The 25250-nt window shown below is 54.9% G+C and carries 29 protein-coding genes and 1 other annotated feature; of the genes, 27 read left to right on the top strand and 2 right to left on the bottom strand.

Annotated features, from left to right (window positions below):
• Window positions 1–20: 20 nt before the first annotated feature.
• The 19 genes from ETC05_RS04545 to pheA all read left to right on the top strand — a co-directional run bounded on the left by ETC05_RS04545 (window position 21) and on the right by pheA (window position 14622).
• Complete coding sequence (locus ETC05_RS04545; protein WP_171660453.1) at window positions 21–482, top strand: prepilin-type N-terminal cleavage/methylation domain-containing protein; 462 nt, start codon at window positions 21–23, stop codon at window positions 480–482.
• 116 nt (window positions 483–598) lie between these two features.
• Window positions 599–1702, top strand: coding sequence for a hypothetical protein (locus ETC05_RS04540; RefSeq protein WP_031407951.1), 1104 nt, complete (start codon window positions 599–601; stop codon window positions 1700–1702).
• A 73-nt stretch (window positions 1703–1775) separates the two neighbouring features.
• Window positions 1776–1916 carry a ribbon-helix-helix domain-containing protein gene (locus tag ETC05_RS04535; protein WP_156961386.1) on the top strand — a complete coding sequence of 47 codons (141 nt, stop codon included), beginning with the start codon at window positions 1776–1778 and terminating at the stop codon, window positions 1914–1916.
• A gap of 181 nt (window positions 1917–2097) precedes the next feature.
• Window positions 2098–2673, top strand: a complete 576-nt coding sequence (locus tag ETC05_RS04530) for a Maf family protein (protein ID WP_171660452.1) — start codon at window positions 2098–2100, stop codon at window positions 2671–2673.
• A gap of 135 nt (window positions 2674–2808) precedes the next feature.
• Complete coding sequence (radC, locus tag ETC05_RS04525) at window positions 2809–3489, top strand: RadC family protein (RefSeq protein ID WP_305792244.1); 681 nt, start codon at window positions 2809–2811, stop codon at window positions 3487–3489.
• Window positions 3490–3645: 156 nt separating this feature from the next.
• Window positions 3646–4668, top strand: coding sequence for a rod shape-determining protein (locus tag ETC05_RS04520; protein WP_031407957.1), 1023 nt, complete (start codon window positions 3646–3648; stop codon window positions 4666–4668).
• A gap of 19 nt (window positions 4669–4687) precedes the next feature.
• On the top strand, window positions 4688–5554 hold the full coding sequence (gene mreC / locus ETC05_RS04515) for a rod shape-determining protein MreC (protein WP_171660451.1): 867 nt from the start codon (window positions 4688–4690) through the stop codon (window positions 5552–5554).
• Window positions 5551–6069 (top strand): rod shape-determining protein MreD, encoded by a 519-nt coding sequence (gene mreD, locus ETC05_RS04510; protein WP_031407961.1) that lies wholly within the window; start codon window positions 5551–5553, stop codon window positions 6067–6069. The genes mreC and mreD overlap by 4 nt, the downstream gene beginning before the upstream one ends.
• Before the next feature lie 40 nt (window positions 6070–6109).
• The gene (gene minC, locus ETC05_RS04505) at window positions 6110–6802 is read left to right on the top strand and encodes a septum site-determining protein MinC (protein ID WP_368668026.1); all 693 of its coding nucleotides are present in this window, start codon (window positions 6110–6112) and stop codon (window positions 6800–6802) included.
• Window positions 6803–6804: 2 nt separating this feature from the next.
• Window positions 6805–7608: a septum site-determining protein MinD gene (minD, locus tag ETC05_RS04500; protein WP_011232089.1), complete on the top strand. Its 804-nt coding sequence runs from the start codon at window positions 6805–6807 to the stop codon at window positions 7606–7608.
• A 373-nt stretch (window positions 7609–7981) separates the two neighbouring features.
• Window positions 7982–8749: a M23 family metallopeptidase gene (locus tag ETC05_RS04495; protein WP_031407967.1), complete on the top strand. Its 768-nt coding sequence runs from the start codon at window positions 7982–7984 to the stop codon at window positions 8747–8749.
• Window positions 8742–9602: a site-2 protease family protein gene (locus tag ETC05_RS04490; RefSeq protein WP_171660449.1), complete on the top strand. Its 861-nt coding sequence runs from the start codon at window positions 8742–8744 to the stop codon at window positions 9600–9602. Before ETC05_RS04495 ends, ETC05_RS04490 begins: the two co-directional genes overlap by 8 nt.
• 400 nt (window positions 9603–10002) lie before the next feature.
• Window positions 10003–10082 (top strand) — a sequence feature (ribosomal protein L21 leader region).
• Between the two features lie 14 nt (window positions 10083–10096).
• Window positions 10097–10405, top strand: a complete 309-nt coding sequence (gene rplU, locus ETC05_RS04485; protein ID WP_031407971.1) for a 50S ribosomal protein L21 — start codon at window positions 10097–10099, stop codon at window positions 10403–10405.
• Between the two features lie 2 nt (window positions 10406–10407).
• A complete protein-coding gene (locus tag ETC05_RS04480) occupies window positions 10408–10737 on the top strand; it encodes a ribosomal-processing cysteine protease Prp (RefSeq protein ID WP_031407973.1) in 330 nt (109 codons plus the stop codon).
• A 15-nt stretch (window positions 10738–10752) separates the two neighbouring features.
• Window positions 10753–11043 (top strand): 50S ribosomal protein L27, encoded by a 291-nt coding sequence (rpmA, locus tag ETC05_RS04475; protein WP_011232084.1) that lies wholly within the window; start codon window positions 10753–10755, stop codon window positions 11041–11043.
• 173 nt (window positions 11044–11216) lie between these two features.
• Window positions 11217–11765: a Spo0B C-terminal domain-containing protein gene (locus ETC05_RS04470; protein ID WP_171660448.1), complete on the top strand. Its 549-nt coding sequence runs from the start codon at window positions 11217–11219 to the stop codon at window positions 11763–11765.
• Between the two features lie 224 nt (window positions 11766–11989).
• A complete protein-coding gene (obgE, locus tag ETC05_RS04465) occupies window positions 11990–13288 on the top strand; it encodes a GTPase ObgE (RefSeq protein ID WP_171660447.1) in 1299 nt (432 codons plus the stop codon).
• A 20-nt stretch (window positions 13289–13308) separates the two neighbouring features.
• Window positions 13309–13752, top strand: coding sequence for an ACT domain-containing protein (locus ETC05_RS04460; RefSeq protein ID WP_031407980.1), 444 nt, complete (start codon window positions 13309–13311; stop codon window positions 13750–13752).
• A 21-nt stretch (window positions 13753–13773) separates the two neighbouring features.
• A complete protein-coding gene (pheA, locus tag ETC05_RS04455; protein WP_031407981.1) occupies window positions 13774–14622 on the top strand; it encodes a prephenate dehydratase in 849 nt (282 codons plus the stop codon).
• Window positions 14623–14730: 108 nt separating this feature from the next.
• On the opposite strand, the gene ETC05_RS04450 is transcribed toward pheA, so the two are convergent.
• Window positions 14731–15270, bottom strand: coding sequence for a transcription repressor NadR (locus ETC05_RS04450; RefSeq protein WP_013144620.1), 540 nt, complete (start codon window positions 15268–15270; stop codon window positions 14731–14733).
• A gap of 15 nt (window positions 15271–15285) precedes the next feature.
• Window positions 15286–16410 (bottom strand): IscS subfamily cysteine desulfurase, encoded by a 1125-nt coding sequence (locus ETC05_RS04445; RefSeq protein WP_171660446.1) that lies wholly within the window; start codon window positions 16408–16410, stop codon window positions 15286–15288.
• Between the two features lie 70 nt (window positions 16411–16480).
• Between ETC05_RS04445 and nadB the strand changes: the two genes are divergently transcribed.
• From nadB to ETC05_RS04405, 8 genes are all read left to right on the top strand, one after another.
• Complete coding sequence (nadB, locus tag ETC05_RS04440) at window positions 16481–18073, top strand: L-aspartate oxidase (RefSeq protein ID WP_171660445.1); 1593 nt, start codon at window positions 16481–16483, stop codon at window positions 18071–18073.
• Window positions 18074–18101: 28 nt separating this feature from the next.
• Window positions 18102–18932 (top strand): carboxylating nicotinate-nucleotide diphosphorylase, encoded by an 831-nt coding sequence (gene nadC, locus ETC05_RS04435; protein WP_031407988.1) that lies wholly within the window; start codon window positions 18102–18104, stop codon window positions 18930–18932.
• A 14-nt stretch (window positions 18933–18946) separates the two neighbouring features.
• Entirely contained in the window at window positions 18947–20050 is a 1104-nt protein-coding gene (nadA, locus tag ETC05_RS04430) for a quinolinate synthase NadA (protein ID WP_031407990.1), read from the top strand.
• 156 nt (window positions 20051–20206) lie between these two features.
• Window positions 20207–21763, top strand: a complete 1557-nt coding sequence (gene safA / locus ETC05_RS04425) for a SafA/ExsA family spore coat assembly protein (RefSeq protein WP_171660444.1) — start codon at window positions 20207–20209, stop codon at window positions 21761–21763.
• Complete coding sequence (locus ETC05_RS04420; RefSeq protein WP_171660443.1) at window positions 21747–22691, top strand: phosphotransferase; 945 nt, start codon at window positions 21747–21749, stop codon at window positions 22689–22691. Before safA ends, ETC05_RS04420 begins: the two co-directional genes overlap by 17 nt.
• Window positions 22692–22725: 34 nt before the next feature.
• Entirely contained in the window at window positions 22726–23466 is a 741-nt protein-coding gene (gene nadE / locus ETC05_RS04415) for an NAD(+) synthase (protein ID WP_031407996.1), read from the top strand.
• Between the two features lie 115 nt (window positions 23467–23581).
• Window positions 23582–24316 (top strand): YhcN/YlaJ family sporulation lipoprotein, encoded by a 735-nt coding sequence (locus ETC05_RS04410; protein WP_031407998.1) that lies wholly within the window; start codon window positions 23582–23584, stop codon window positions 24314–24316.
• Window positions 24317–24455: 139 nt separating this feature from the next.
• Complete coding sequence (locus tag ETC05_RS04405) at window positions 24456–25196, top strand: YebC/PmpR family DNA-binding transcriptional regulator (RefSeq protein ID WP_031408000.1); 741 nt, start codon at window positions 24456–24458, stop codon at window positions 25194–25196.
• Window positions 25197–25250 lie beyond the last annotated feature (54 nt).

Below are 25250 nucleotides of genomic sequence, written 5' to 3'. Positions count from 1 at the left end.
GGGGATGGTGGAAGGCCGATATGCTCATTCGCATGAAGCGGGGGATGACGCTGATCGAATTGTTGGCCGTGCTGGCCATCGTCGGCATTGTGGCGGCGATCGTTGCCGTTGCCGTGCTGACGGTGATGGAAAGGGCGCGCGAACGGGCGTTTGTGTCTGATGCGTACGGTTTGTATGAGGCGGCGCGGCTGTACGTCGGCGCGGAAAAGGTCGAGTTTTTGCCCGCTCGCTCCTCTGCTGTGCTGTCTTACCGGGAGCTGGTAGAACATGATCTGCTTGAACCGATCAAAGACCCGTTCACCGGCCGTATGCTGGCGCCAGAGGCGAATCCGTCGTACGTGTTGGTGATGAAGCGCGACGACGGCGGAATCGATTACGCCGTTTGCTTGAAAGGCGAGACAAAGCAGCTTTGCACCTATGAGGGGCGTGAGCAGCCGATTCCTGTCGAAGCGCTGGGGGCCGAGGCGATTCGCAGCCGTTGATGTCGGAAAATGAAGAACAGAAGCAGGGACAAGACGACAAATGTCTTGTTCTTTTTTTTTTCGTTTATGGTAAGATAGGCGAAAGGAATCGAAGCATGAAGAAGGACGGTGGCAAAATGGACAAGCAGCGCATGCACATTACGGTGAATATCAATGGCAAGCCCCGCCCATTTACCGTGGAGCGTTCATTGGAAGAACGGCCGTCCGAGGAGTCGGGTGGGCCCCGGATGGACGATCGTCTTCAGAAAGAGCGACAGGCGAACGGGATGGGCGAAGGGGAATCGCGGACGAACGCGTTCCAAGAACGACAGCCATTCATGGATGAACGGTCAGCCGATTTCTCTTTCGTAGAGGACGATCAGGTTAGGGGATATATAGAAGCCAGGGGTCGGGAAGAAGCCGCCGCCGTTGAGGCAGATGAACGGATCATTTCCGCTTCCGAGGCGATCCAACAAAAGAAAAGCGGCAAGCGGCGGCTATGGCGGCTGCCGGCTCAAGCCAAGTCGCTGCTCGCCGCCGCGTTGGTCGCCGCGTTGGTTGGCATGGCGTTGGGCATGACGGTGCTGCGCATCATTCCGAAGGAAAAAGCCGCTTTGTCACCGGCATCTGAAGCGATGACAGAACTGGCGGAACCGGAAACGGCGGGTGGGAAAAGCGCGCTGGCCGCGCCGTTTTCCATTGCGGTCATTCAAGCGGGCGTCTATTCGAATGCGGCGGCGGCCAAGCAGGCGTCCGAATCGATCAAAACAGCAGGTGTGCCGGTCGTTGTCGCGGGTCAAAAACCGGCAGCGCTCTATATCGCCGTCGGCGCGGATAAGGAAACGTTGCGGGCGGTCAACGACAAATATCGCGAAGCGGTGTCGAGCACGTACGTCAAGGAGCTGGTGTTTTCTGCGGATGCAAAAGCGCGCCGTTTAGAGGTTGTCCAAAAGGGAGAGGCTCTGTACAAACAGATGGCGTCAGTCTCCGCTGCCTTGCTTAGCGGCCGGAATGTCGGCGAGGATGATTGGCGGACGTTGCAAACCGCGTATGACGCATTCGAAAAAAGCAAAATGGATGACGGCAAAACAGCGGGAGACTATATCGAAGCGCTGAAGCAGGCATATGTCGCCCTTGCCGCATACAAAGAGCAACGGGATGAAGCGCTGTTGGCCAAAGCCCAGCAACAGCTGCTCGAGGCGCTCGCCGCTTATATCCAATGGGTGCCGCTAGGGAGCTAGAGGCCCCGTTTTTTTATATCTATATTTGGTTGTACCGTAAAAATACCGTCCAATCTAATAGGAGGTGATCCTCATGAAAGAAGAAAAAGAACGTGTAGAAATTCGTATGCCTAAGATGATAGTAGAAAAATTGGAACAATATCAGAAGAAAAATGGGATTCCCACTCGAACAGCTGCCATCTTAGAGCTGTTGAGAAAAGGAACCTTTGGCTAAAGCCAACCGACATTCATCTCCCATCGGCTCGCTGGGCTGTCGCCCTTCACGCTCCTTGAGGGGAGACTTCTTTACGGAATTACGTTCAATTGCACCTGGACAGAAAATTGCCTTTCACTGCAAAATTTGCTACGATACAAGTGAATCTTCCGAACCGAAACGAGCGAAAGGAGAATGAGCGATGCTTCCACGGTTCGTGCTTGCATCCCGCTCCCCTCGACGCAGGCAGATCCTCGAACTGGCCGGCTGGCCGTTTGATGTGCAGGAAAGCCATGCCGATGAGACGATTCCCCCCGGAACGCCCCCTGATGAAGCGGTTCAACTTCTTGCCCGCCGGAAAGTGGAGGCGGTGATGTCCTCTTTTCCCGATGCATATGTTCTTGGCGCTGATACGATCGTTGTGTGCGATGGCCGCTTGTTAGGGAAGCCGCGCACGGAAGAAGAAGCATTCGCCATGCTGCGTCAGTTGTCCGGGCGGACGCATCACGTATGGACCGGTGTCGCCATCGCACTCCCTCAAGGGTCCATCACCTCGTTTGCCGAAAAAACAGCGGTGACGTTTTGGGAGTTGGCCGACGAGGAAATCGCCGCCTATATTGCGACCGGGGAGCCGATGGACAAGGCGGGGGCGTATGGCATCCAAGGCCGCGCTGCTCTGTTTGTCAAACGAATCGAAGGCGACTATTTGACGGTTGTCGGCCTGCCGCTGTCGCGGACGGTGAGGGAATTGCGCCGGCTCGGGTGGCCGCCGGCATAGACCAAAGCAAAGGCGGCTGCCTTCTGGAACTTTTTGAAAAAAAGAATCCCTCGCAAACAGATTGTGTTCGCGTACCGAGGGGCGGTTTAAGCCTTTCCATCTTTCGATAAAGCAAAACAAAAAAGGAGGAGTATGATGGCTTGGATGATTCGCGATGTGCCGAAAGACAGCCGGCCGCGGGAACGGCTGTTGTCGTCGGGGCCGGAAAGTTTATCCGACCATGAGTTGATTGCCATTTTGCTCCGAACCGGCACGAAAAAGGAATCGGTCGTGCAGCTCGCCCAGCGCCTTCTTCGCCACTTTGAGGGGCTGAGGCCGCTCAAAGATGCAACGGTTGAAGAAATGACAAACATCAAAGGGATCGGGCCGACGAAAGCGGTGCAAATTTTGGCAGCGTTGGAGCTCGGCCGACGCATCCACCAGTCCGGCTGTGCCGACCGCTATGTGATCCGCTGCCCGGAAGACGGAGCGAAATACGTGATGGAAGATATGCGCTTTTTATCGCAGGAACATTTTGTTGCCATTTACCTCAACACGAAAAATCAAGTCATCCACCGCAAAACAGTGTTCATCGGCAGTTTAAACGCCTCGATTGTCCATCCGCGCGAAGTGTTTAAAGAGGCGATCAAACGTTCCGCCGCCTCCGTCATTTGCGTGCATAACCACCCTTCTGGCGATCCGACCCCAAGCCGCGAAGACATCGATGTGACGAAACGGCTCGCGGAATGCGGCCGCATCATCGGCATCGAGTTGCTTGATCACCTCATCATCGGCGATCAAAAATTCGTCAGTTTGAAAGAAAAAGGCTATGTCTGACGGTTCTCATTTTTTGTCGAATCAGTTATAATATCAACTATGAGTTTTTCCGAATCCGTTCGGGCGGTGTTGTACAATTTATAAATGACTGACATCGGGTCCATGTTGTCAATAGAAAATCATATGCATTTCGTTTCGGAAAGGAAGATGGATCATATGTTTGGAATTGGAACGAAAGATCTCGGGATTGATTTAGGAACAGCGAACACGCTCGTTTATGTAAAAGGAAAGGGCATTGTGCTGCGCGAGCCGTCGGTTGTCGCCATTCAGCGCGACACGAAACAAATCGTCGCCGTCGGCAATGAGGCGAAAAACATGATCGGGCGCACGCCGGGCAACATCGTGGCCCTTCGCCCGATGAAAGACGGCGTCATCGCCGATTATGAAACGACGGCGACGATGATGAAATATTTCATTCGCAAGGCGGTCAAAACGAAAGGGCTGTTTGCCAGCAAGCCGTATGTGATGGTATGTGTGCCGTACGGCATCACGGCGGTGGAGGAGCGCGCGGTCATCGATGCGACGCGCCAGGCCGGTGCGCGCGACGCCTACACGATTGAAGAGCCGTTTGCGGCTGCGATCGGCGCCAATTTGCCGGTGTGGGAGCCGACCGGGAGCATGGTCGTCGACATCGGCGGCGGCACGACTGAGGTGGCCGTGATTTCGCTCGGCGGCATCGTCACCAGCCAGTCGATCCGCATTGCCGGCGATGAAATGGATGAGGCGATCATTCAATACATCCGAAAAACGTACAATTTGATGATCGGGGAACGGACGGCGGAGGCGATTAAAGTTGAGATCGGCTCAGCCGGAAATCCGGAAGGAATCGGAAACATGGAAATTCGCGGGCGCGACTTGCTCACGGGGCTGCCGAAAACGATCGAGATCAGCGCCGAAGAAGTGGCGGAAGCGTTGCGTGATACCGTTTATGCGATCGTCGAGTCGGTGAAAAACACGCTCGAAAAAACGCCACCGGAGCTGGCGGCGGACATTATGGACCGCGGCATCGTGCTGACAGGCGGCGGCGCTTTGTTGCGCAATTTGGACAAGGTCATCAGCCAAGAGACGGACATGCCTGTCATCGTTGCGGAAAACCCGCTTGATTGCGTGGCCATCGGCACCGGGAAGGCGCTCGACCACATCGACTTGTTTAAAAACAAAGCGAGAGACCATCGCTGACGGTAAGAAGGTGTGACGCATGCCACAGCTTTTTGGGAATAAGCGTCTCATTTTTTTGCTCGTCAGCATCGTCATCCTTGTCATGTTGATCGGCTTTTCCCTGCGCAACCGCGAAGAGTTGACGTGGCCGGAGCAGTTTGTCAAAGATACGGTCGGTTTTGTTCAGCTTCTGTTTGGGAAGCCCGCACAGGAAATCGCGGGCTTCTTTGAAAATGTGAACGATCTTCGCCGCACATATAAGGAAAATGAGCTGCTGAAGACAAGACTTGAGGAATATGCGGCGCTTGAGACCGAAGTCGAGGCGCTGCGGCAAGAAAACGCACGGCTGCGTGCGTTGCTCGATAAAAAAGAGAGCTTGCGTGATTTTGTTTCGATTCAGGCGACGGTGATCGGGCGGAACCCGGATCGTTGGCGGGAAACGATCATCATCAACAAAGGCGAGCAACAAGGCGTGAAAAAAGATATGGCCGTCATCACCCCAGCGGGGCTTGTCGGCAAGGTGCAACATGCTTCCCAATTTACGTCCACTGTGCAGCTGTTAAGCGCGCTTGACCAAAACAACCGCATTTCCGCTTATGTCCAAGGGAAGGAAAATGTGTTTGGGCTGATTGAAGGCTACGATGAGAAGCGGCGCGAGTTGCTGCTTGGCGAAATTCCGATTGACGCGAAAGTGGAAAAAAAGCAAAAGGTGTTGACGTCTGGCCTTGGCGGCGTGTTTCCGAAAGGGCTGCCGATCGGAGAGGTGACGGAAGTCAAGCCGGATCAATACGGCTTGACAAAAGTCGTCTATGTCAAGCCGTTTGCCAACTTGTATGACATTGACGATGTCATGATTGTGAAACGAACCATCGATGCAGCACTGCAGGAAAAGGAGGAGGCAAAGTGAACAAGTGGCGTCTTCCTTTCCTTGCGGTGTTATGTTTTGTGAGTGAGAGTCTTTTTGTTGATGTATGGCCGAAAGGCGACTTGTACATCCACTATTTTTTTGTTCCCCGGTTTTTTCTTGTTTTTCTCGTGCTCACAGCGATGCATTTCGGCGGGACGCGGGCGATGGCGTACGGGTTCATCTTCGGGTTTCTGTATGACTGCGTCTACACAGAGCTGCTCGGTGTTTATGCGTTTGCCTATACGCTTATTGCCTACTTGGCGGGCAAAGCGATGAAATGGTTCCACCAAAACTGGTTCGTTGCATCGCTCTTGTCGCTGCTTTCCATTGTGCTGCTTGACAGTTATGTCTACGGCATCCAGTTGTTGATCGGACGGACCGATTGGTCGTTTTCTGTTTTTTGGGAACGCCGTCTATGGCCGACGCTGCTTCTGAACGTTGCGTTTTTGCTCGTCTTTTCGTACCCGCTCGAACGGCGGTTGGCCAAAATTCGCCGGTTTGAGCAGGAAGAATAAAAGAGGAAAAACGGCCCGCTTTGTAGAATTATTCGTTGGGGTGAACGTTGTGGCGAAACAAAAGCAGCAGTACGTGACGATTAAAGGGACGAAAGATGGGCTGACGTTGCATCTCGACGACCGCTGCTCGTATGATGATTTATTGACAGAAATTGAGGAGCGGCTTGTCAAACAAGCTGGCGTCGCGCCAGACAGCCCGCTTGTCTCCGTTCATCTGAAAATCGGGAACCGCTATTTGACGCCTGCCCAAGAGGAAGAGGTGCGTGCGCTCATCCGCCGTTCCAAAAATTTGGTCGTCGATTCGATCGAAAGCAATGTCATGTCGAAAGCAGAAGCGATAGAATGGATGAGAAAAACGGAAATTGTGCCCGTTTCGCGCATTGTCCGTTCAGGACAAGTGCTTCATGTCGAAGGAGATTTGCTGCTGATCGGCGACGTGAACCCTGGCGGAACGGTCATTGCCGGAGGCAACATTTTCATTCTCGGCGCCTTGCGCGGCATCGCCCATGCCGGGTATGCCGGCAATAAACAGGCGATCATCGCTGCATCGGTCATGAAACCGATGCAGTTGCGCATCGGCGACGTCATGAGCCGGGCGCCCGATTCGAAAACGGATGAAGGAAATGAAATGGAATGCGCCTATATTGATGAACATAACCAAATTGTTGTCGACCGCCTTCAGCTGCTTATGCATTTGCGGCCGAATTTGACGCGCTTAGAAAGGAGAATGTGACCGTGGGAGAAGCGATCGTCATCACTTCCGGAAAAGGCGGCGTCGGCAAAACGACGACGACCGCGAACCTTGGGACGGCCCTCGCCATTCTCGGGAAGCGGGTGTGCCTTGTCGACACCGACATCGGGCTGCGCAACCTCGATGTCGTGCTTGGGCTTGAGAATCGAATTATTTATGATTTGGTCGATGTCGTTGAAGGTCGTTGCACGGTGCAAAAAGCGCTTGTGAAAGACAAGCGGTTCGATAACCATTTGTATTTGCTGCCGGCCGCGCAAACGAGCGATAAGTCGGCGGTCAACCCCGCGCAAATGAAACAGCTCATTGAGGAGCTGAAGCAGGAATACGATTATGTGCTCATCGACTGTCCGGCCGGCATCGAACAGGGCTATCGCAACGCTGTCGCCGGCGCGGACGAAGCGATCGTCGTCACGACGCCGGAAGTGTCGGCGGTCCGCGACGCCGACCGCATCATCGGCTTGCTTGAGGCTGAGGAGCACGTCAAACCGCCGCGCCTTATCATCAACCGCATTCGCAGCCATATGGTGAAAAACGGCGATATGTTGGATGTCGACGAAATCATCTCGCATTTATCGATCGAGCTGCTCGGCATTATCGCCGACGATGAAAACGTGATCAAAGCGTCGAACCGCGGCGAGCCGATTGTGCTGGATCCAAACAGCAAAGCATCGATCGCCTTCCGCAACATTGCCCGCCGCATCCTCGGCGAGTCGGTGCCGCTGCCGCCGCTTGAGGAAGAGGAGAAGGGGTTGTTTTCAAAGATTCGGAAAATATTTAGCTTGAAATAAAAAATGAAAGAAGAGGGTGTCCCAAAGCAATGGGGCACCTTTTCTCATTATGATCTATACCCATGAACCACCTTCTTGTCTCTCTCTGCAAGAAAGACGATCTTTTGGGTCCGCCCCTTTAGGATCGCCTATATTGGGGGCGAATTCCCTTTTATATGGTCTTTCTTGAAGGAAGAAGATCTTTTGAGTCAGGGCCTTTTGTCCTTTCTAACCGAGAAGCCCCCGCTTCTAATCGTGAGCATAGGTGGGAGAGTGTTCCCATTGCGTCTCTTCCCAACCGATTAGCCCGGCAAATGAAAAACGCCCGTTCATATTCCATGAGGTTGTCTCATAAATTAGTACAAACGTTGTTGGAAAGGTGGAGGGGGGACGTATGGACCGACGCGTTCGGGAAATCAGAAAACGGATTGAACGGCGGCGAAAAGAGCGCCAACACGAGACGAAACGTCAAAAGGAACCGGATTGGGGAACATTGGACGAGGAACGGTACGGGCTGCCGGTCGTCACGTATGACCGCTATTCGTTTGAATCAGAGCCGCATCCGCTGTTTCGCAAAGAGTGGTTTCTTTTTCAAACACTCATCGCCGCTTGTCTCGTGCTAGTGACGGCCATTTTGTTCCGGCATCCTTCCGCTTCGCTCGAGCCGGCGCGGCAGTTTATTGCCCGGACGATGGAAACGGAGTTTCAGTTTGCGGCTGTCTCAGCGTGGTATGAGAAAGCGTTCGGTGAGCCGCTCGCTTTTTTTGCGCCGCAAAAAGAAACGAAGACGAAACCTTCGCCTTCCTACGCTGTGCCTGCTTCCGGCCGGGTGTTGGAGAGCTTTGACCAAAACGGGCAAGGAGTGATGATCGAAACCGAGAATGGAGCCAAAGTGGAAGCGATGAAAGAAGGAATTGTCACCTTTGCCGGTACGAAAGACCGTCTTGGCAAAACGGTCATCATCCAACATGCGGACGGCACGGAGACGTGGTATGGACATTTGGGGGCCATTTCGGTGAAATTGTATGACTTTGTTGAAATGGGGCAGGAAGTTGGCACGGCCGAGGCGAGCGAGACAAATAAACAGAAAGGGCTGTTTTATTTTGCTATTAAACAAGGAGATGAATTTATCGATCCGATTCAGGTGATTTCCTTTGAATAAGTACATGGCGCTGCTCGGGAAGATGCACATCCACCCGCTGTTATGGCTGATTGGCGGTATCGCGGTGCTTACCGCCCATTTCAAGCAGCTTTGCCTGTTGTTTTTCATCGTCCTCGTTCATGAGCTCGGCCATGCGGTGGCGGCCGCGTTTTTCGCTTGGCGGGTGAAGCGGATTTTGCTGTTGCCGTTCGGAGGAGTAGCGGAAGTCGAAGAGCACGGCAACCGGCCGTTCCGCGAGGAGTGGATCGTGACGCTCGCCGGGCCGGCCCAGCATCTGTGGCTCGTAGCGGCGGCGTTTTTTTTGTGGAAGGCCGGCATGATGGATGGCGGAAGCTGGGAGCTCTTTTTTCGCTACAATGCGGCCATTTTCGCTTTGAACTTGCTGCCGATCTGGCCGCTTGATGGGGGAAAATTGTTGTTCCTGCTGCTTTCCTACCGCCGTCCGTTCAGCGATGCACATCGAAACACGATCGCCGTATCGGCCGCCGTGCTTGCTGTCGGCGTCGTTCTTTTGTTTGTGTTGGCGCCGCGCCAGCTTGATTTATGGGCGATCGCTGCTTTTTTAGCCTATGCCCTTTGGCAGGAGAAAAAGCAGCATCCGTATGTTGTCATGCGCTTTTTGCTTGAGCGGTATTATGGAAACAAAGGCGGCTATACAAAGCTGCGGACGATTACGGCTCCGGCGGACGAACGAATCTCGGCCGTGCTGCACCGCTTTTACCGTGGACAAAAGCATGCGATTATCGTCGTTCGCGACGGGCGCGAACGGGCGACGCTCGATGAAAATGAGCTGCTGCATGCGTTTTTTGCCGAAAAGCGGACCGATGCGCCGCTTGGCGCTCTCATCTATTGATCGTGGCTATATATCATGGATGCAGCGAAAACGTTTGATCGATCCTTGATGGAAAGGTCGCTGATCTATTTTTCGACTGTCGAGGGCAAGACTGTGGCTTGCCCCGTCACGCCAAGGCGTGACGGAAGACCGAACAACGGCCCGCTTCACAGACCTATACATGGAACTGAAAGCGGCGTTGTTCGGTCGCTCAACGGTCGATCAAATACTCGGTAAAGCTGCAAATGACAAAGCTTCAAATGGTCTCTCTATGTAGTCGTTTGCACCGTTTCATCGCCGTTCGCCGGGGAACGAAGATGGTGGTTGACGGCTGGGTGTTTCTATGTTACGATAGATGACGTTGTAGACTTTTTGTCCTGTCAACAAGGGCAAAAGAGGGCGGCTGTCGCAAAAAGACGCACCCGCACTACAACCGCTCAGCGCGGGCGATGAAGCGCTCCGTCTTGGGCCGCCTTGGCGCTGGCGAGTCTGAGTCTATGAAGGAGGTGCGATGCATGTACGCAATTATCGAAACTGGCGGCAAACAAGTAAAAGTCGAAGAAGGCCAAGAAATTTACATCGAAAAATTGGATGCGAATGAAGGCGATACGGTCACGTTTGACAAAGTGCTGTTCATCGGCGGGGAAACGGTGAAAATTGGCAACCCGACGGTCGAAGGCGCAACCGTGACGGCGAAGGTGCAAAAACACGGCCGACAAAAGAAAATTATCGTCTTCAAATATAAAGCGAAAAAGAACTATCGCCGCAAACAAGGCCACCGTCAGCCGTACACGAAAGTCGTTATTGAAAAAATCAACGCGTAAAGATGATTCGCGTCACGATTGAACGAGAAGCGGACGGCCGCATCCGTGCGTTTACGATGGAAGGGCATGCCCATTTTGCGAAACGCGGAAAGGACATTGTATGCGCCGGCGCTTCGGCGGTCTCGTTTGGCACGATCAACGCCATTGAGGCGCTCCTTGGCGTCCGCCCTCATGTTTCGCTCGGCAAAGACGGCGGCTACCTCCGCTGCGAGCTTCCGAAGCTGGAAGAAGCGGCGGCAGAGAAAGTGCAGTTGTTGTTGGAAGCGATGGTCGTTTCGCTAAAGACGATCGAACGCGATTACGGAACATTCATTCGCGTGACATCCATCTAGCAGGAGGTGACTGCCATGCTGAGACTTGACCTGCAGTTTTTTGCTTCGAAAAAAGGGGTCGGTTCGACGAAAAACGGCCGCGACTCGATCGCGAAACGTCTTGGCGCAAAACGGGCTGACGGCCAATTCGTCACCAGCGGTTCGATTTTGTACCGTCAACGCGGAACGAAAGTCCATCCGGGCTTGAACGTCGGCCGCGGCGGCGACGATACGCTGTATGCGAAAATCGACGGCATCGTCCGTTTCGAGCGGCTCGGCCGCGACCGCAAACGTGTCAGCGTCTACCCGGTCAGCCAAGAAGCGTAATCGATGTGGAAAAAACTCTAACCGTTCGGTTAGGGTTTTTTCTTTTTGGCGTAGAAAAAATCGTTCCCGTTCAATGTCAAAAAATGTTATAGTAAAAGTACATGCCTCCCCCATGGAGGCGGAAGTCCAAGCGGGGCCTTGGAGCCTGCGCTTAGTGGATAGGGGAGCGTCGGATGGAGAAACGATGGACTGTCGTTGAGGTGATGCGCCATGCCCGCCATGATTGGTTGAACAAAATCCAGCTCATCAAAGGGCATTTGGCGCTTAATAAAATCGAACGGGTGCAGGAAATTATTGAAGAGATTATCGGTGAGATGCATCAGGAAACGCGGTTGACGAACTTGAAGGCCGAGCGGTTCGCTGAGCTGATCATGACCTATAACTGGGAGCCGCGCCCGCTTTTTCTTGAGTATGAAATCACGGACGGCGAAGCCGATTGGTCGCGGTGCGATGAACAGCTGGCTGAATGGTGCCGCAACTTTTTTCGCCTGCTCGAAGCGCAATCCGATGAGCGGACAGAAAACCATTTATGTTTGTCCATTGAGCTGTCCGATCGACGGGCGGCGCTGTTTTTTGATTACCGCGGCACGTGGCGGGACGGCGAAGCCATTCGCACTTGGCTTGAGCACTGCGAACCATCACCGCCGCTTCGGCTCGCGTCGTTTGCCGTTGGTGAGGGCGAATTAACGGTGGAGCTTGAGCTTTTGGCAGTGGAATCTTGACCATTGGTTGGACGAAGGAGAATGGACGAGGTCCATGGGGTGCGAACGTCTCGATCCAATCGGACCAAAAAGCAGCGGCTGGGCTTGAACCGCCCGCCAGCCCTCAGACAGCCGGTGCTTGGGTACATATTGACATCATGGAATCGACTCTGTATACAATAATAAGTATTAGTCGTACTCATTTCACCATGATACCATGATGAAAGCGAATCGGAGGAACAGCCATGTTTGTTGATCAAGTGAAAATTTATGTGAAAGGCGGGGACGGCGGCAACGGCATGGTCGCGTTCCGCCGGGAAAAATATGTCCCAAAAGGCGGACCAGCCGGCGGAGACGGCGGCAAAGGCGGCGATGTCGTCTTTGTCGTTGATGAAGGGCTGCGGACGTTGATGGATTTCCGCTACCAGCGCCATTTTAAAGCGCCGCGCGGCGAAAACGGCATGTCGAAAAACCAGCATGGCAAAAATGGGGAAGACTTGCTCGTCAAAGTGCCGCCCGGCACAGTCGTCATTGATGCAGATACGAACGAAGTGCTCGCTGATTTGACCGAGGCGGGCCAGCGATTTGTCGTCGCCAAAGGCGGACGCGGCGGGCGCGGCAATACCCGATTTGCGACGGCATCCAACCCAGCGCCGGAAATCGCGGAAAACGGTGAGCCGGGCGAAGAGCGCAACATCATTTTAGAGCTGAAGCTGCTCGCTGACGTCGGTCTTGTTGGGTTTCCGAGCGTCGGCAAATCGACGCTGCTGTCGGTTGTCTCCGCAGCCCGTCCGAAAATCGCTGAGTACCATTTTACGACGCTTGTCCCGAACTTGGGCGTTGTCGAAACGGAGGACGGACGCAGTTTTGTGATGGCCGACTTGCCGGGGCTGATTGAAGGAGCGCATCAGGGAGTTGGGCTTGGGCATCAGTTTTTGCGCCATATCGAACGGACTCGCGTCATCGTTCATGTCATCGACATGGCGGCGGTCGAAGGGCGCGATCCGTACAACGATTATCTCGTCATCAACGAAGAGCTGAAACAGTACAACTTGCGCTTGACCGAGCGGCCGCAAATTGTTGCCGCCAATAAAATGGACATGCCAAACGCCGAGGAAAACTTGCGCCGCTTCAAAGAGAAAATCGGCGATGCGGTGCCGGTCTTTCCGATTTCTGCGGCGACAAGGCAAGGAGTGCGCGAGCTGTTGTTTGCCATCGCCGACTTGTTGGAAACGACGCCGGAATTCCCACTCCATGAACGAGAAGATCCGGCCGTGCAACGCGTCGTGTACAAATACGAAAAAGAAGAACCGCCGTTTGTGATCACCCGCGCCAGCGACGGAGCGTTCATTTTGTCTGGTGACAAAGTGGAAAAGTTGTTTAAGATGACGGATTTCTCGCGCGAAGAATCGGTGCGCCGCTTCGCCCGCCAATTGCGGGCCATGGGCGTCGACGATGCCCTGCGCGAGCGCGGCGCGAAAGACGGGGACACGATCCGGTTGCTTGATTATGAGTTTGAGTTTGTCGACGACTGGGATGAATAGCTAAAGCGGGGGAAAGTGCGGTGGAAAAAAAATTTTATTTGGTGCGCGAAGACGTTCTGCCGGAAGCCATGAAGAAAGTCGTGCTCGCCAAACAGCTGCTTGAGCGGAAAAAAGCCGCCTCGGTCGCCGAGGCGGCGCAGCTCGCCAACATCAGCCGCGGCGTGTTTTACAAATACCGCGACGCCATTTTTCCGTTCCAAGCGGTGACGAAAGAAAACATCATCACGCTCTTTTTCCATTTAGAAGACCGCTCCGGAACGTTGTCGCAGTTGCTTGGTGTTGTGGCAGCAGCCGGCTGCAACGTGCTGACCATTCATCAGACGATTCCGCTTCAAGGGCGGGCGAACGTGACGTTGTCGGTCAGCACAAACGATATGAACGAGGAGATTGATGAGCTCCTTGCCAAGCTCAAACAGCTTGAATTTGTCGAAAAAGTAGAAATTGTCGGTTCAGGAGTGTATTAAAGCAAGGGAGAGGCAAACAAGATGAAAATCGGTTATCTAGGACCGAAGGCGACGTTCACCGAAGCGGCGGCTGCTCTCCTTTTTCCGTCGCAGCCGCGGGAGCCGTATGACACGATTCCCGACTGCATGGATGCCGCGGCGGTCGGGGAGATCGAAGCAGCCGTGGTGCCGCTCGAGAATGCCTTGGAAGGATCGGTTAATTTGACACTCGACTATTTAATTCATGAACAGCCGTTGCCGATCATCGGTGAAATCGTCGTACCGATCGAACAACATTTGATGGTGCACCCGTATTTCACCCCGCATTGGCGCGAAGTGAAAGAAGTGTACTCTCACTCACATGCCATCGCCCAATGCCGCAAGTTTTTGCATACCGTGCTGAAAGGGGCGAAGCAAGTGCCGATGACATCAACGAGCGCTGCCGCGAAGTTCGTCAGCGAACATCCGCACTTGCCGGTGGCGGCGATTGCCAATCGACTGGCGGCGGATGAGTATGGATTGGCGATCGTGCAGGAAAACATTCACGATTATGATTACAACCACACGCGCTTTATCGTTGTCAGCCGGCGCAAAGAGCCGCTTTCGCCTGATTCGCCCCTCTACGCCGGGGACAAGACGACCGTCGTCGTGATGCTGCCGCAAGACCGTCCGGGCGCGCTTCATCAAGTATTGTCGGCGTTTGCTTGGCGGCGGCTCAACTTGACGAAAATTGAATCGCGCCCAGCAAAAACGGGCCTTGGCAACTACTTTTTTATTATTGACATCGACGCGCCGATGGATGACGTCCTCATCCCGGGGGCGATCGCGGAAATTGAGGCGCTCGGCTGCACAGTGCAGCTGTTGGGCAGCTATCCATATTATTTTGCCTGACATAGACAAAAAAAGGCGGGCGGTCTGTTGCCGTCCGCCTGTTCCATTTTAGACGGTCCGCCGCGCGGTATTCCGCAGGGAATGAGCCGCCGCGCGGCTAGGTCCAGTTTACGCTTCGATGAGAAAGCCCGCTTGTTTCAAGGCGCGGCAGGCGGCGTCAAGCTTCACTGGTGAATCGGCTTCCAGCGTATGCAAATGCGTGCCGTCTGTCAGCTGCAACAAATACGACGATTTTGTCGCTTCGATTTTGGCGATGAATTGGTCGACTTCCAGGCGGTTGCTCACCATGATCGAGGCGGTCAAATCGCCGTAGACCGGATGCTCGATTTTGACGTCTTTCACCGTCACACCGCAGTCGACGAGCAAATACAACTCTTCTTTCGTCTGTTCCGGCGTATGGAAGCAGGCGACCGTTCTCGTGTACGTTTTGGCCGGTTCGGCCGGCTTTAAATACAAATACCCTTGGCTTGTGGCGATGATCGGTTCGTTGCGCGCCTTTAACAGTGAAATGTCTTGGACGATCACTTGGCGGCTGACATTCGTTTTCGCTGCCAGCTCAGCCCCTGTAAGCGGCGCTTCGCTTTCTTTCAACCATTGCAAAATAAGCTGGCGCCGCCTTTCTCCTAAAATTTTTTTTTCCTCCTTCATCTGACATACCTCCTTTCACGCCGATATGAGTCGTTCCAATGTGGAAGCGAACTGGTCAATCTCTGTTTCGGTCGTCGCTTCACCGAACGAGACGCGGATGAATTGCTTGGCTTCTTCCGGTGTTTTTCCGACGGCGAGCATCGTCCGCGACGGCGCCTGCAGCCCGACTTGGCAGGCGCTGCCGGTGGAAATGGCGATGCCGGCGCGGTTGCATTCAAGCATCACCAACTGCCCTTCGTATCCCATGACGGACAAACCGACGATATGGGCAAGACGGAAATGGGGATGCCCTTCCACCGCCACGGGCAACCGTTTGGCAGCAAGCGTATGGAGCAGCCGATTCCGCAGCCGTTCCAAGTGCGCCTGTTCGTCCGCCATCCGCCCGTGAAGACGTTGGGCGGCTGTGATGAAGGCGGCGATCCCCGGAACGTTCACTGTCCCCGGACGAAAACCGGATTCATGCGTTGCCCCCGGAAACACCGGCTTCCAACACCGGCGAGGGTTGATGTATACGGCGCCGACTCCTTTGGGGCCGTACACTTTATGTGCGGAGACCGATAGGCTGTCCAACCCGATCGCTTGAACATCTAGCTGTATTTTAGCAAAAGTTTGCACGCAGTCGCTATGAAAAAGGATGCCGTGCGCCCGCAGGAGGCGTCCGATGTCGGCGAGCGGCTGAATCGTGCCGATCTCTGAGTTGGCATGTTGAATGGAAACGAGAATGGTCTGCGGCGTGATGGCGCGTTCTAAATCGGCCAGCCGAATGCGCCCGAATCGGTCAACGGGCAAATACGTGACCGTATATCCTTCTGTTTCCAACTGTTTGAACAGATGATGGAGCGAGGCATGCTCGATTTCAGTCGTGATCAGGTGGTTTCCCTTATGCCGGTAGGCGGCGGCCAGCGAACGGACCGCAAGAACATTCGCTTCCGTTCCGCCGCTTGTGAAATAGATTCCTTCCGCTTCTCCGTTGATCATGGCGGCGAGTTCGCGCCGGCATAAGGAAAGCAGTTGTTTCGCTTTCGTTCCGATGTCATGCAGGCTGCTTTCGTTGCCAAAGTAAACGGAAGCCGCTTCAGCGTAAGCGGCGATCGCCTCTTGGCACATTGGCGTTGTTGCCGCGTAATCCAAATAAATCATATTCTCCCCGCCTTTGCATCATTTTTTTCGCTAAACCTCTTGTCATTAGTTTAAATATGTGTAAATATATATGTCAAGACAGGTGAAAAGAAAGGGGCGTCCGAGAGTGAAGGAAGGTGGCGTCATTATTGTTGGGAGTGGGCTGGCTGCTTTAACGGTCGCCGATCATTTGTCGCAACATGAACATGTGATCATTTTCACGAAAAAGCGCCGCACCGACAGCAATTCATGGCGGGCGCAAGGAGGGGTGGCCGCGGCGCTGGCAGAGAGCGACGATTGGCGCGCTCATTTCCGCGATACGATGGTCGCCGGATGCTTTCATAATGATGAACGAATGGTCGAACGGCTCGTCCGTGAAGGGCCGAGGCGGCTGCAAGAATGGATCAACGCCGGCATGGCGTTTGATCAGGACGAACGCGGCCGGCTTTGTTTCGGCCTTGAAGGCGGGCATAGCTGCCGCCGGATTTTGCATGCCGGCGGCGATCAGACGGGCAAGGCGCTCGTTTCGTTTTTGCTTGAGCGGCTCGAGGGACGCGTATGGATGGAAGAAGGCGAGCAGGTGATCGATTTGCTTGTGGAAGAAGGGCGTTGCGTCGGGGTGAAAACAAAGCGGGAAGACGGTTCGGTCTCCATTTGGCCGGCGTCGGCCGTCGTGTTGGCGACCGGCGGATGCGCGGGATTGTACACGGTGACGTCCAACGCGCCGACGGCGACCGGCGACGGCATTGCCATGGCGTACCGCGCCGGCGCGGCGGTCGCGGATATGGAGTTTATCCAATTTCACCCGACGATGCTCGTTGCCGGCGGAAAAGCGGTCGGGCTCGTCTCGGAAGCGGTGCGCGGCGAAGGGGCGGTGCTTGAAGCCGAAGACGGACGGCCGTTGATGGACGGCATCCATCCGCTTGGCGATCTTGCGCCGCGCGATGTGGTCGCCCGGGCGATTGCAACGGAGCAAGACCGGGGCGGCCGCGTCTATTTGAATATTTCCCGCGTGTCTCACTTCCGCCGCCGCTTTCCGACGATCGCCGCGCTATGTGAGGCCTATGGCGTCGACCTTGAAGCCGGCCGCCTTCCGGTTGCGCCGGGCGCCCATTTTTTAATGGGCGGCGTTGTCGTCAACGAGTGGGGGCAGACGACGGTGCCGGGCTTGTACGCCGTCGGGGAAGCGGCGTGCACCGGTGTGCACGGTGCCAATCGTCTTGCGAGCAACTCGCTGCTTGAAGCGATCGTCTTTGGATCCCGAGCGGCCTGCGCCATCCGCCGCCGTGCCGCGTGGCCGAAAACGATGCGGCAGGCGGCCCCGTCACATCCGCGCCGTTCGTTTGCGCCGCGGCTGCCCGGGCGGGCGTTGATTCGCGAACAGCTGTCAACGCTTGTTGGCATCGTCCGTGACGGCGATCGGCTTCGCAAAGCGGTCGACTGGTTGGAACAGTTTTCATTGCCGGATTGGCTGGATGGCGACCTTGAACGATTGTCAGCAGAGGAGATTGAAACAGGATATATGCTGCTAGTGGGCTGGCTTGTCGCCTCATCAGCGCTTGGGCGCACGGAAAGCCGCGGCGGTCATTACCGGAGCGATTTTCCGCGTGAACGCCCGGAGTGGCGGGGACGGCGCCTTGTGCGGACGAAAGAAGAGTGGGCCCGCCTTGGGGCTAGGCGGTAAAGCGGCAAAGAAAACGGAGGGATGAAAGATGAACCGGTTGAAGCTCGAACAACTGCTGCGACAGTTTTTTCTTGAAGATATTGGCGATGGCGATGTGACGAGCGAGATGATTTTTCCGGCTCATGAACGGGCATCAGGCATGTTTATGGCCAAAGCGGACGGGGTGGTGGCCGGCGTCGGCATTATTGCGGCGGGCTATCAGTTGCTGGATCCACGCGTCGAAGTAACCATCATGAAACAGGACGGCGAACGGGTCCAAGCGGGTGAAACGATCGCCGCCGTGTCCGGGCCGGTCGGGCCGCTGTTGTCCGGCGAGCGCGTCATTCTAAACTTGCTGCAGCGGTTAAGCGGCATTGCCACCGTGACGCGGCAGGCCGTTGACTTGATTGGCCAAAGCCACACGCGCATTTGTGACACAAGGAAAACGACGCCGGGGCTGCGCATGCTTGAAAAATATGCCGTCACATGCGGCGGCGGCTACAACCACCGCTTCGGCCTGTACGACGGCGTCATGATTAAAGATAATCATATCGCCTTTTGTGGATCGATTGCCCGCGCTGTCAAAATGGTGCGGGAGCGCCTTGGACATATGGTGAAAATCGAGGTGGAGACGGAAACGGAAGACGAAGTGCTCGAGGCGGTCGAAGCCGGGGCGGACGTCATTATGTTTGACAACCGGACGCCGGATGAAGTGCGGGCGTTCGTCCGGCTTGTGCCGAAGCCGATCATCACGGAAGCATCGGGGGGAATTACGCTCGCGAATGTGGCGGCGTACGGCGCGACCGGAGTCGACTACATTTCGCTCGGATGTTTAACCCATTCCGCCCCGGCGCTTGATCTAAGTTTCAATTTGCGATAATGGAGGAGAGAACCGTGAACGTCCTTGAACAGTTGAAACGGATGGATGAGATGCCGGAATGGTATAAAACAATGGAACAAAGCGAGCTTGAAGCGCGGGCGCGCGCGGTGAAAGAACGGTTCGGACGGCGTCTTTTCATCCCGGGCCATCACTATCAAAAGGATGAAGTCATTCAGTTCGCCGACGCGACTGGCGATTCGCTTCAGCTTGCCCAACTCGCGGCAAAAAACAGCGAGGCGGAATATATTGTGTTTTGCGGTGTCCATTTTATGGCAGAAACCGCCGATATTTTAACGAGCGACGACCAAACGGTCATTTTGCCGGATTTGCGCGCCGGCTGTTCAATGGCCGATATGGCCGATATTTTTCAAGTCGAGCGGGCATGGGGGGCGCTTACTGAGCGGTTTGGCGAGACGATCGTACCGCTTGTGTACGTCAATTCGACCGCGGCGATCAAAGCGTTTGTCGGGCGCCACGGCGGGGCGACCGTCACGTCGTCAAATGCCAAAAAAATGATGGCATGGGCATTTTCACAAAAGGAACGAATTTTCTTTTTGCCGGATCAGCATTTAGGGAGAAATACAGCTTACGCACTTGGCGTCAGCCTTGATGAGATGGCGGTGTGGGACCCGCATGAGGAGACGCTCCAAGGCGCTGACGATCTCGACAAGGTGAAGGTCATTCTTTGGAAAGGGCATTGTTCCGTGCATGAAAACTTCACCGTCCAGCAAATCGAGCATATTCGGCGGATAAAACCGGGGATCAACGTGATCGTCCACCCGGAATGCAGCTGGGAAGTTGTCCAGCAAGCGGACTACGCCGGTTCGACAAAATACATTATTGAAACGATCCGCAATGCTCCACCTGGCACCCAGTGGGCGGTTGGAACGGAAATGAATTTGGTGAACCGGCTGAAGCACGAGCATCCAGACAAAGAGATCGTGTCCCTCAACCCATATATGTGTCCGTGTTTAACGATGAATCGAATTGATTTGCCGCATTTTGTCTGGGCGCTCGAATCGTTGGAACAGGGGGCGGTCGTCAACCAAATCACCGTTGCGAAAGACATTGCCGCAGAGGCAAAAGAGGCGCTCGACCGCATGCTTTCACTTGCCTAGCTTTTTCCCTGGCTTGATGAGAGGAATCTCGTTTGGCCAGGGATTTTTTTATCATAAATCAACGATCATCGTCATACATTGTGTTGAAAGACGATAACGGGAAACAAGCATCGGTTCGATCGAGCGTAAACAGTCTCGGTTTAGGAGGGGAACGGAGTGAAAATCCATATTGTCCAAAAGGGCGACACCCTTTGGAACATCGCCCAGAAATATGGAGTGGATTTTGAACAACTGAAAAAAATAAATGGGCATTTGAGCGACCCGAATATGATTATGCCTGGAATGAAAATCAAAGTGCCGACAGCAGGGGTGCCGATCAAAAAAGAGGCGAAGGCGCCTGGATCACCCAAAAACATGTATGTGAAAGAGCACCCCTACGCGGAGGCAAAGCCGTTTGTCTCATTCCACATGGATACCGAGCTTGACACCGCTGTCGCCCCTGCTCCGGAGGGCGGGGCAGCAGTAAAGAAAACGCCCAAATCGGTCGTAAAGGAAACGCCGAAAGCGCCGGAGAAAAAGGCGGAGACTATGCCAGTGAATGAAGCGCCGAAAACACCAGTGAACGAAACGCCAAAGGCTGTCGAGAAGGAAGCGCCAAAAACGGCACCAAAAGCAGTGGTGAATGAAGCGCCGAACGTGCCGGTAAACGAAACGCCAAATGTACCGGTAAATGAAACGCCAAATGTACCGGTAAATGAAACGCCAAATGTACCGGTGAACGAAACGCCGAATGCGCCTATCAATGAAGCACCAAAGGCCTCGATGGGTGAGGCGCCGAAAGCGGTGGTGAGCGAAATGCCCAAGCCTGTCGAGAAAAAAGCGCCAAAAGCAACGGCAAAAGAAGCACCAAAAACGCCGAAAGCGGAGGCAAAAGAAGGGGCAAAAGCGAAAAGCGCCTCTGTGCCGCCGCTTGTGCATACGATTCCGCCGGTGGCCCCGCCTCCTCAGCTTTCGTTCGCTCAATCGCTGGCCAACGTGCCGCCGATTCCACCGAAGCCGAGCAATATTTTGCCTGACGTGATGAAAGAGGAGGACAATGAAAGCCCAACTGAATGGAAAGGGGAACCGGCGGCTGAGAGCGAAGACGCGCCGCCGCTGCCGAACATTCCATACGTTCCTGTCGCCCCGCCGACGGCCCCAATATTTGGCACTGACCAAGGATGCACGCCAGTGACGCCAGTTTGGCCGGGGAGCGGATTTTACGTGCCGCCGCTGCCGATCATGCCGTCGTCCTATCCGCCATCGTCTGCACCGTCGGCCGTTGGGAAAAGCGGTGAAAGTCCGGAAAACGGTTCGGCGCCGTTTCCCGGCATTCACGAAAGCAGCAGTGAATCATTAGAGCCGCCGTTTTCTGGGCCTGGGGTTGCCGCTCCGTTTGTCCCGTCCACAGGGGGCGTTCTCCCACCGCCCGGCGCTGCAACGGCAGTTTATGCGCCGCCTGCGGCGTATACTTCGCCTGCCGGCTATCCGCCTTTTGGATATGCGCCGGCCTATGCGCCGCCCCCGTACTACGGAGGGTACGCCCTGCCGGGTCCATACGGATATGCGCCGCAGTCAGCGCCGCCGCTTCCGTGGCCAGGCGTCGTTTACCCGACAAGTCCAGCGGGATACGCGCCGCCATCCTACCCGCCATCATCCGCTCCGCCGACTGCCGGTCCGCGTTTGTTTAGCGAACCGCCGGATGAGGAGAGCGGGCATGGCGAGGAACAATAACCAAGTGAAAAGAGACGCCGCCGGCCGTCTCTTTTTTCTTCTTGACCGCCAATATGGGCTTGTTATTCAACAAGTTGTGGCATTGAAACCGCATGTCTTAGCCATTGCCGCCCGCCAAGGAATGTTTGTCGCCAAGGCGTATCGCTTTCCTGTTGCGGCCGCGCGGCAAGCCTGGCTTCTTGCCGCCTTAAGGAAGGCCGGTTTTTCCTCCGCGCCGGCTCCTATGCCGATCGGGCGCGGGGGAGTGGTTGAAGCCGGCGGATGCTATTGGCTGCTGACGGAATATGTAGCCGGAGCGCGTCCGCTCGCGCTTGCTGCTTGGGCTGACGCCGCCGACGGACTTCGTTTGCTTGAACGTTACCATACAGCAACGGCAAACATCGCCAGCAGCGAACAGGAGGCGATGGGGCTGCCGCGTGCGCAGCTGTATGACAAATGGCGGCATCGCTATGAGGAGTTTTGCCGACATTTGCCTATTGTTGAAACGATCATGGACAAAGAAGACATTTTGTTTACGCTGCGCTGGGCGGATTACTGTCTATCAACATGTCGCGAGCATGCTCCAGAGTTGGCGGCGGCTTCTGCTGCCATCATTCATGGTGATGTCGCCTCCCATAATTTTTTGCGCACCACAACCGGCCATATGTACCTCATCGACTATGATGCGGCCGCTCTTGCCTCGCCCGGGCTTGACTATTGCCAATACGCCAATCGCCTTTTGCCGTATATCGGCTGGTCCTATTCAACACTTGCCCGTTTCGCTCCGCTTCGCCGTTGGTTGGAAACACGCTGGTTTTTGCATGCGCTCTTATTTCCGGCTGATGTGTTTCGCGAATGGCGGTCAGCCGCCGCACGCCGCCGCCCCCTTGTGTTTGACCGCAAGCGGAGAGAACGGTTTGTCCGCCGCCTTTATGCTATGCTACAATGAAGAATGGAATCTTTGGAAAAGGAGTCGAGGACGGATGCAAGAAAAAATTGACAAGCTCGTGCAATGGTTGCGTGACCAAGTCTCATCAGCCGGGTTGAACGGGGCGGTCGTCGGCATCAGCGGCGGCATCGACTCGGCGGTCGTCGCCCATTTGATTAAGCGCGCCTTTCCGGACAACTCGCTCGGACTCATCATGCCGTGCAAAAGCAATCCGAAAGATATGGAAGACGCGCTGAAAGTGGTGAAGAGTTGCGGCATCCGACATTTGATCATTGATTTGACCGAGGCGCACCGGACGTTGTTTGGCGCAGTCGAGGCCGAGCTGAAAGCCATCGGGGAGTGGAAGGAAGAACGTGCGCGGCTTGGCGATGCCAATACAAGGGCGCGCTTGCGCATGACGACATTGTATGCCGTCGCCAACAATTACGGCTATCTCGTCGTCGGTACGGACAACGCCGCCGAGTGGCATACGGGCTACTTTACGAAATACGGAGACGGCGGGGTCGATTTAGTGCCGCTCATTCACTTTACAAAAGGCGAAGTGCGCGAAATGGGCCGCCTGCTCGGCGTTCCGGAAGAAATCATTGTGAAAGCGCCGAGCGCCGGATTATGGGAAGGGCAGACCGATGAAAGCGAAATGGGCACGACGTATGAAATGATCGATAAATATTTAAAAGGGGAAGACATTCCGGAACGCGATCGAAAAATCATCGAACAGCTTCATGAACGTTCGCATCATAAACGGCGCTTGGCGATCGCGCCGCCGAAATTTTAGCCGTTGCTTCATTGGTGTGAACTGACAGCGATAAACCCCCCGCGTTTTCCGTAAGCTAAACGTAAGGCTGGCTTCGTGCCAGCCTTGGGTGAAGGAAACCAAGGGGGGTTTTCCATTGAAATACGCGGTCAAATGGATCGGTGTGCTGTCGGCCGCCGGCTTGCTCGCTTCGTGCGCCAACTACGGGGCGAATGACGAAGGAGCTCAGCGCTACAACGATGCGGCGAGACCGATTGGCTATTACTCGACAGAGCGGGGCGACGATTTCCGCTATGGCCGATACGGGACGAATGCGCTCAATTATGACAACCGTTATATATGGGCGCGCCGCGGTCCGGTCACCGATTATTTGACGGACGGCGGCCGTCTCGGCGGACCGGCGGCGACCCGTTTTGACACCGACGTTCCGGCTCTTCCGCCCGATGTTGATTTCGGCGATAGCGATTACAACTATCACGGGCATTTGCATTCGTTAAACGTCGATCCGCATCCGTCGTACTATCGAAGCTATGACGGTGGTCTAGCGGAAAAACTTTCCCGCCGAGCTGCAGCGGTGAGTGGAGTGGACGATGCCCGCGCGGTTGTGTATGGCGATCAGGCGCTTGTTGCCATTGCGACAGACGACCGCCATCCGGAGCGGCTTGAGAAGCGTGTCGAGCAAGCGGTCGCTCCGTATGCCGACGGCAAGCGGGTGCGCGTCACGTCCAACCCAAGCATGTACCATCGCATCCGCACGATCGACAACGCGCTTCGACGCGGGACTCCGATCAATATGGAAGAAATCCGCCGTGACTTGCGCACCATTTTTATCGGCGACACGATTCAAGAGCGGCCGGAAAACAACCGGTGACAAAGGGCAGGGAAGGCGTCCTAAAAGACGGGGCGCCTTCTTTCCTTGCTGCTTCCCGCCGGGGCTCAGCTGACATTTTCCGCGTTTTTTGCTATAGTAATAGTCGGAACATTCCGTTGTGATGAGAGGGGAACTTTCGATGGCTGGACATTCGAAGTGGAAAAATATCCAACGGCGGAAAAATGCCCAAGATGCGAAACGCGGCAAACTGTTCATGAAATTGGCGAAAGAAATTTACGTCGCTGCCAAAAGTGGCGGAGGCGATCCAGCGTCCAATCCGAGCTTGCGCCTTGTCATTGAGAAGGCGAAGGCGGCCAACATGCCGAGCGAAAACATTGAACGGGCGATTAAAAAAGCAACTGGAACCCAAGAACATACCAACTATGAGGAAATTCGCTATGAAGGATATGGACCAGGCGGCGTTGCCGTTATGGTCGTTTGCTTGACGGATAATAAAAACCGCACCGCCGCCAATGTGCGCGCGGCGTTTTCAAAAAACGGCGGCAATTTAGGGGAAACGGGATGCGTCTCCTATTTGTTCGAGCGAAAAGGGCTGCTCGTGATAGACCGCGAACAGCACAGCGTCGATGAGGATGAATTGCTGCTGTTGGCCATTGAAGCGGGCGCCGAGGAGATGGAAACAACGGATGAATCGTTTGAGATTTATACAGCGCCCGAATCGTTTGAAACGGTCAAAAACGAGCTGGAACAGCATGGATTCACGTTTGCGAGCGCCGAAATGACGATGATTCCGCAAACGTATACGATGCTTGAGGGCGACGATTTGAAAAAAATGTTGAAGTTGATCGATACGCTCGAAGATGATGATGACGTCCAAGAAGTGTACCATAATTTGGACGAATCAGTGCTTGAAGAGTAGCGACGTCCGTCGGCGAAGCCGGCGGATTTTTTGTGCAGACGTTCCAAGGTCGCG

Origin of the sequence: Geobacillus sp. BMUD (assembly GCF_013096845.1) — a bacterium.
GTDB lineage: Bacteria > Bacillota > Bacilli > Bacillales > Anoxybacillaceae > Geobacillus > Geobacillus vulcani.
The sequence above is the reverse complement of the archived record's forward strand: the minus strand, read 5'-3'. Positions and strand labels throughout refer to the sequence as shown.

What these genes read in the sequence shown, in the direction of transcription:
- nadB (WP_171660445.1), top strand. Translation starts at nt 16,481, where the DNA reads ATGTCAAGACAGGTGAAAAGAAAGGGGCGTCCGAGAGTGAAGGAAGGT.
- ETC05_RS04545 (WP_171660453.1), top strand. Translation starts at nt 21, where the DNA reads ATGCTCATTCGCATGAAGCGGGGGATGACGCTGATCGAATTGTTGGCC.
- obgE (WP_171660447.1), top strand. Translation starts at nt 11,990, where the DNA reads ATGTTTGTTGATCAAGTGAAAATTTATGTGAAAGGCGGGGACGGCGGC.
- ETC05_RS04495 (WP_031407967.1), top strand. Translation starts at nt 7,982, where the DNA reads ATGGACCGACGCGTTCGGGAAATCAGAAAACGGATTGAACGGCGGCGA.
- mreC (WP_171660451.1), top strand. Translation starts at nt 4,688, where the DNA reads ATGCCACAGCTTTTTGGGAATAAGCGTCTCATTTTTTTGCTCGTCAGC.
- ETC05_RS04405 (WP_031408000.1), top strand. Translation starts at nt 24,456, where the DNA reads ATGGCTGGACATTCGAAGTGGAAAAATATCCAACGGCGGAAAAATGCC.
- nadC (WP_031407988.1), top strand. Translation starts at nt 18,102, where the DNA reads ATGAACCGGTTGAAGCTCGAACAACTGCTGCGACAGTTTTTTCTTGAA.
- rplU (WP_031407971.1), top strand. Translation starts at nt 10,097, where the DNA reads ATGTACGCAATTATCGAAACTGGCGGCAAACAAGTAAAAGTCGAAGAA.
- ETC05_RS04450 (WP_013144620.1), bottom strand. Translation starts at nt 15,270, where the DNA reads ATGAAGGAGGAAAAAAAAATTTTAGGAGAAAGGCGGCGCCAGCTTATT.
- ETC05_RS04470 (WP_171660448.1), top strand. Translation starts at nt 11,217, where the DNA reads ATGGAGAAACGATGGACTGTCGTTGAGGTGATGCGCCATGCCCGCCAT.
- ETC05_RS04480 (WP_031407973.1), top strand. Translation starts at nt 10,408, where the DNA reads ATGATTCGCGTCACGATTGAACGAGAAGCGGACGGCCGCATCCGTGCG.
- ETC05_RS04535 (WP_156961386.1), top strand. Translation starts at nt 1,776, where the DNA reads ATGAAAGAAGAAAAAGAACGTGTAGAAATTCGTATGCCTAAGATGATA.
- ETC05_RS04420 (WP_171660443.1), top strand. Translation starts at nt 21,747, where the DNA reads ATGGCGAGGAACAATAACCAAGTGAAAAGAGACGCCGCCGGCCGTCTC.
- nadE (WP_031407996.1), top strand. Translation starts at nt 22,726, where the DNA reads ATGCAAGAAAAAATTGACAAGCTCGTGCAATGGTTGCGTGACCAAGTC.
- ETC05_RS04520 (WP_031407957.1), top strand. Translation starts at nt 3,646, where the DNA reads ATGTTTGGAATTGGAACGAAAGATCTCGGGATTGATTTAGGAACAGCG.
- rpmA (WP_011232084.1), top strand. Translation starts at nt 10,753, where the DNA reads ATGCTGAGACTTGACCTGCAGTTTTTTGCTTCGAAAAAAGGGGTCGGT.
- ETC05_RS04445 (WP_171660446.1), bottom strand. Translation starts at nt 16,410, where the DNA reads ATGATTTATTTGGATTACGCGGCAACAACGCCAATGTGCCAAGAGGCG.
- pheA (WP_031407981.1), top strand. Translation starts at nt 13,774, where the DNA reads ATGAAAATCGGTTATCTAGGACCGAAGGCGACGTTCACCGAAGCGGCG.
- radC (WP_305792244.1), top strand. Translation starts at nt 2,809, where the DNA reads ATGGCTTGGATGATTCGCGATGTGCCGAAAGACAGCCGGCCGCGGGAA.
- ETC05_RS04540 (WP_031407951.1), top strand. Translation starts at nt 599, where the DNA reads ATGGACAAGCAGCGCATGCACATTACGGTGAATATCAATGGCAAGCCC.
- ETC05_RS04530 (WP_171660452.1), top strand. Translation starts at nt 2,098, where the DNA reads ATGCTTCCACGGTTCGTGCTTGCATCCCGCTCCCCTCGACGCAGGCAG.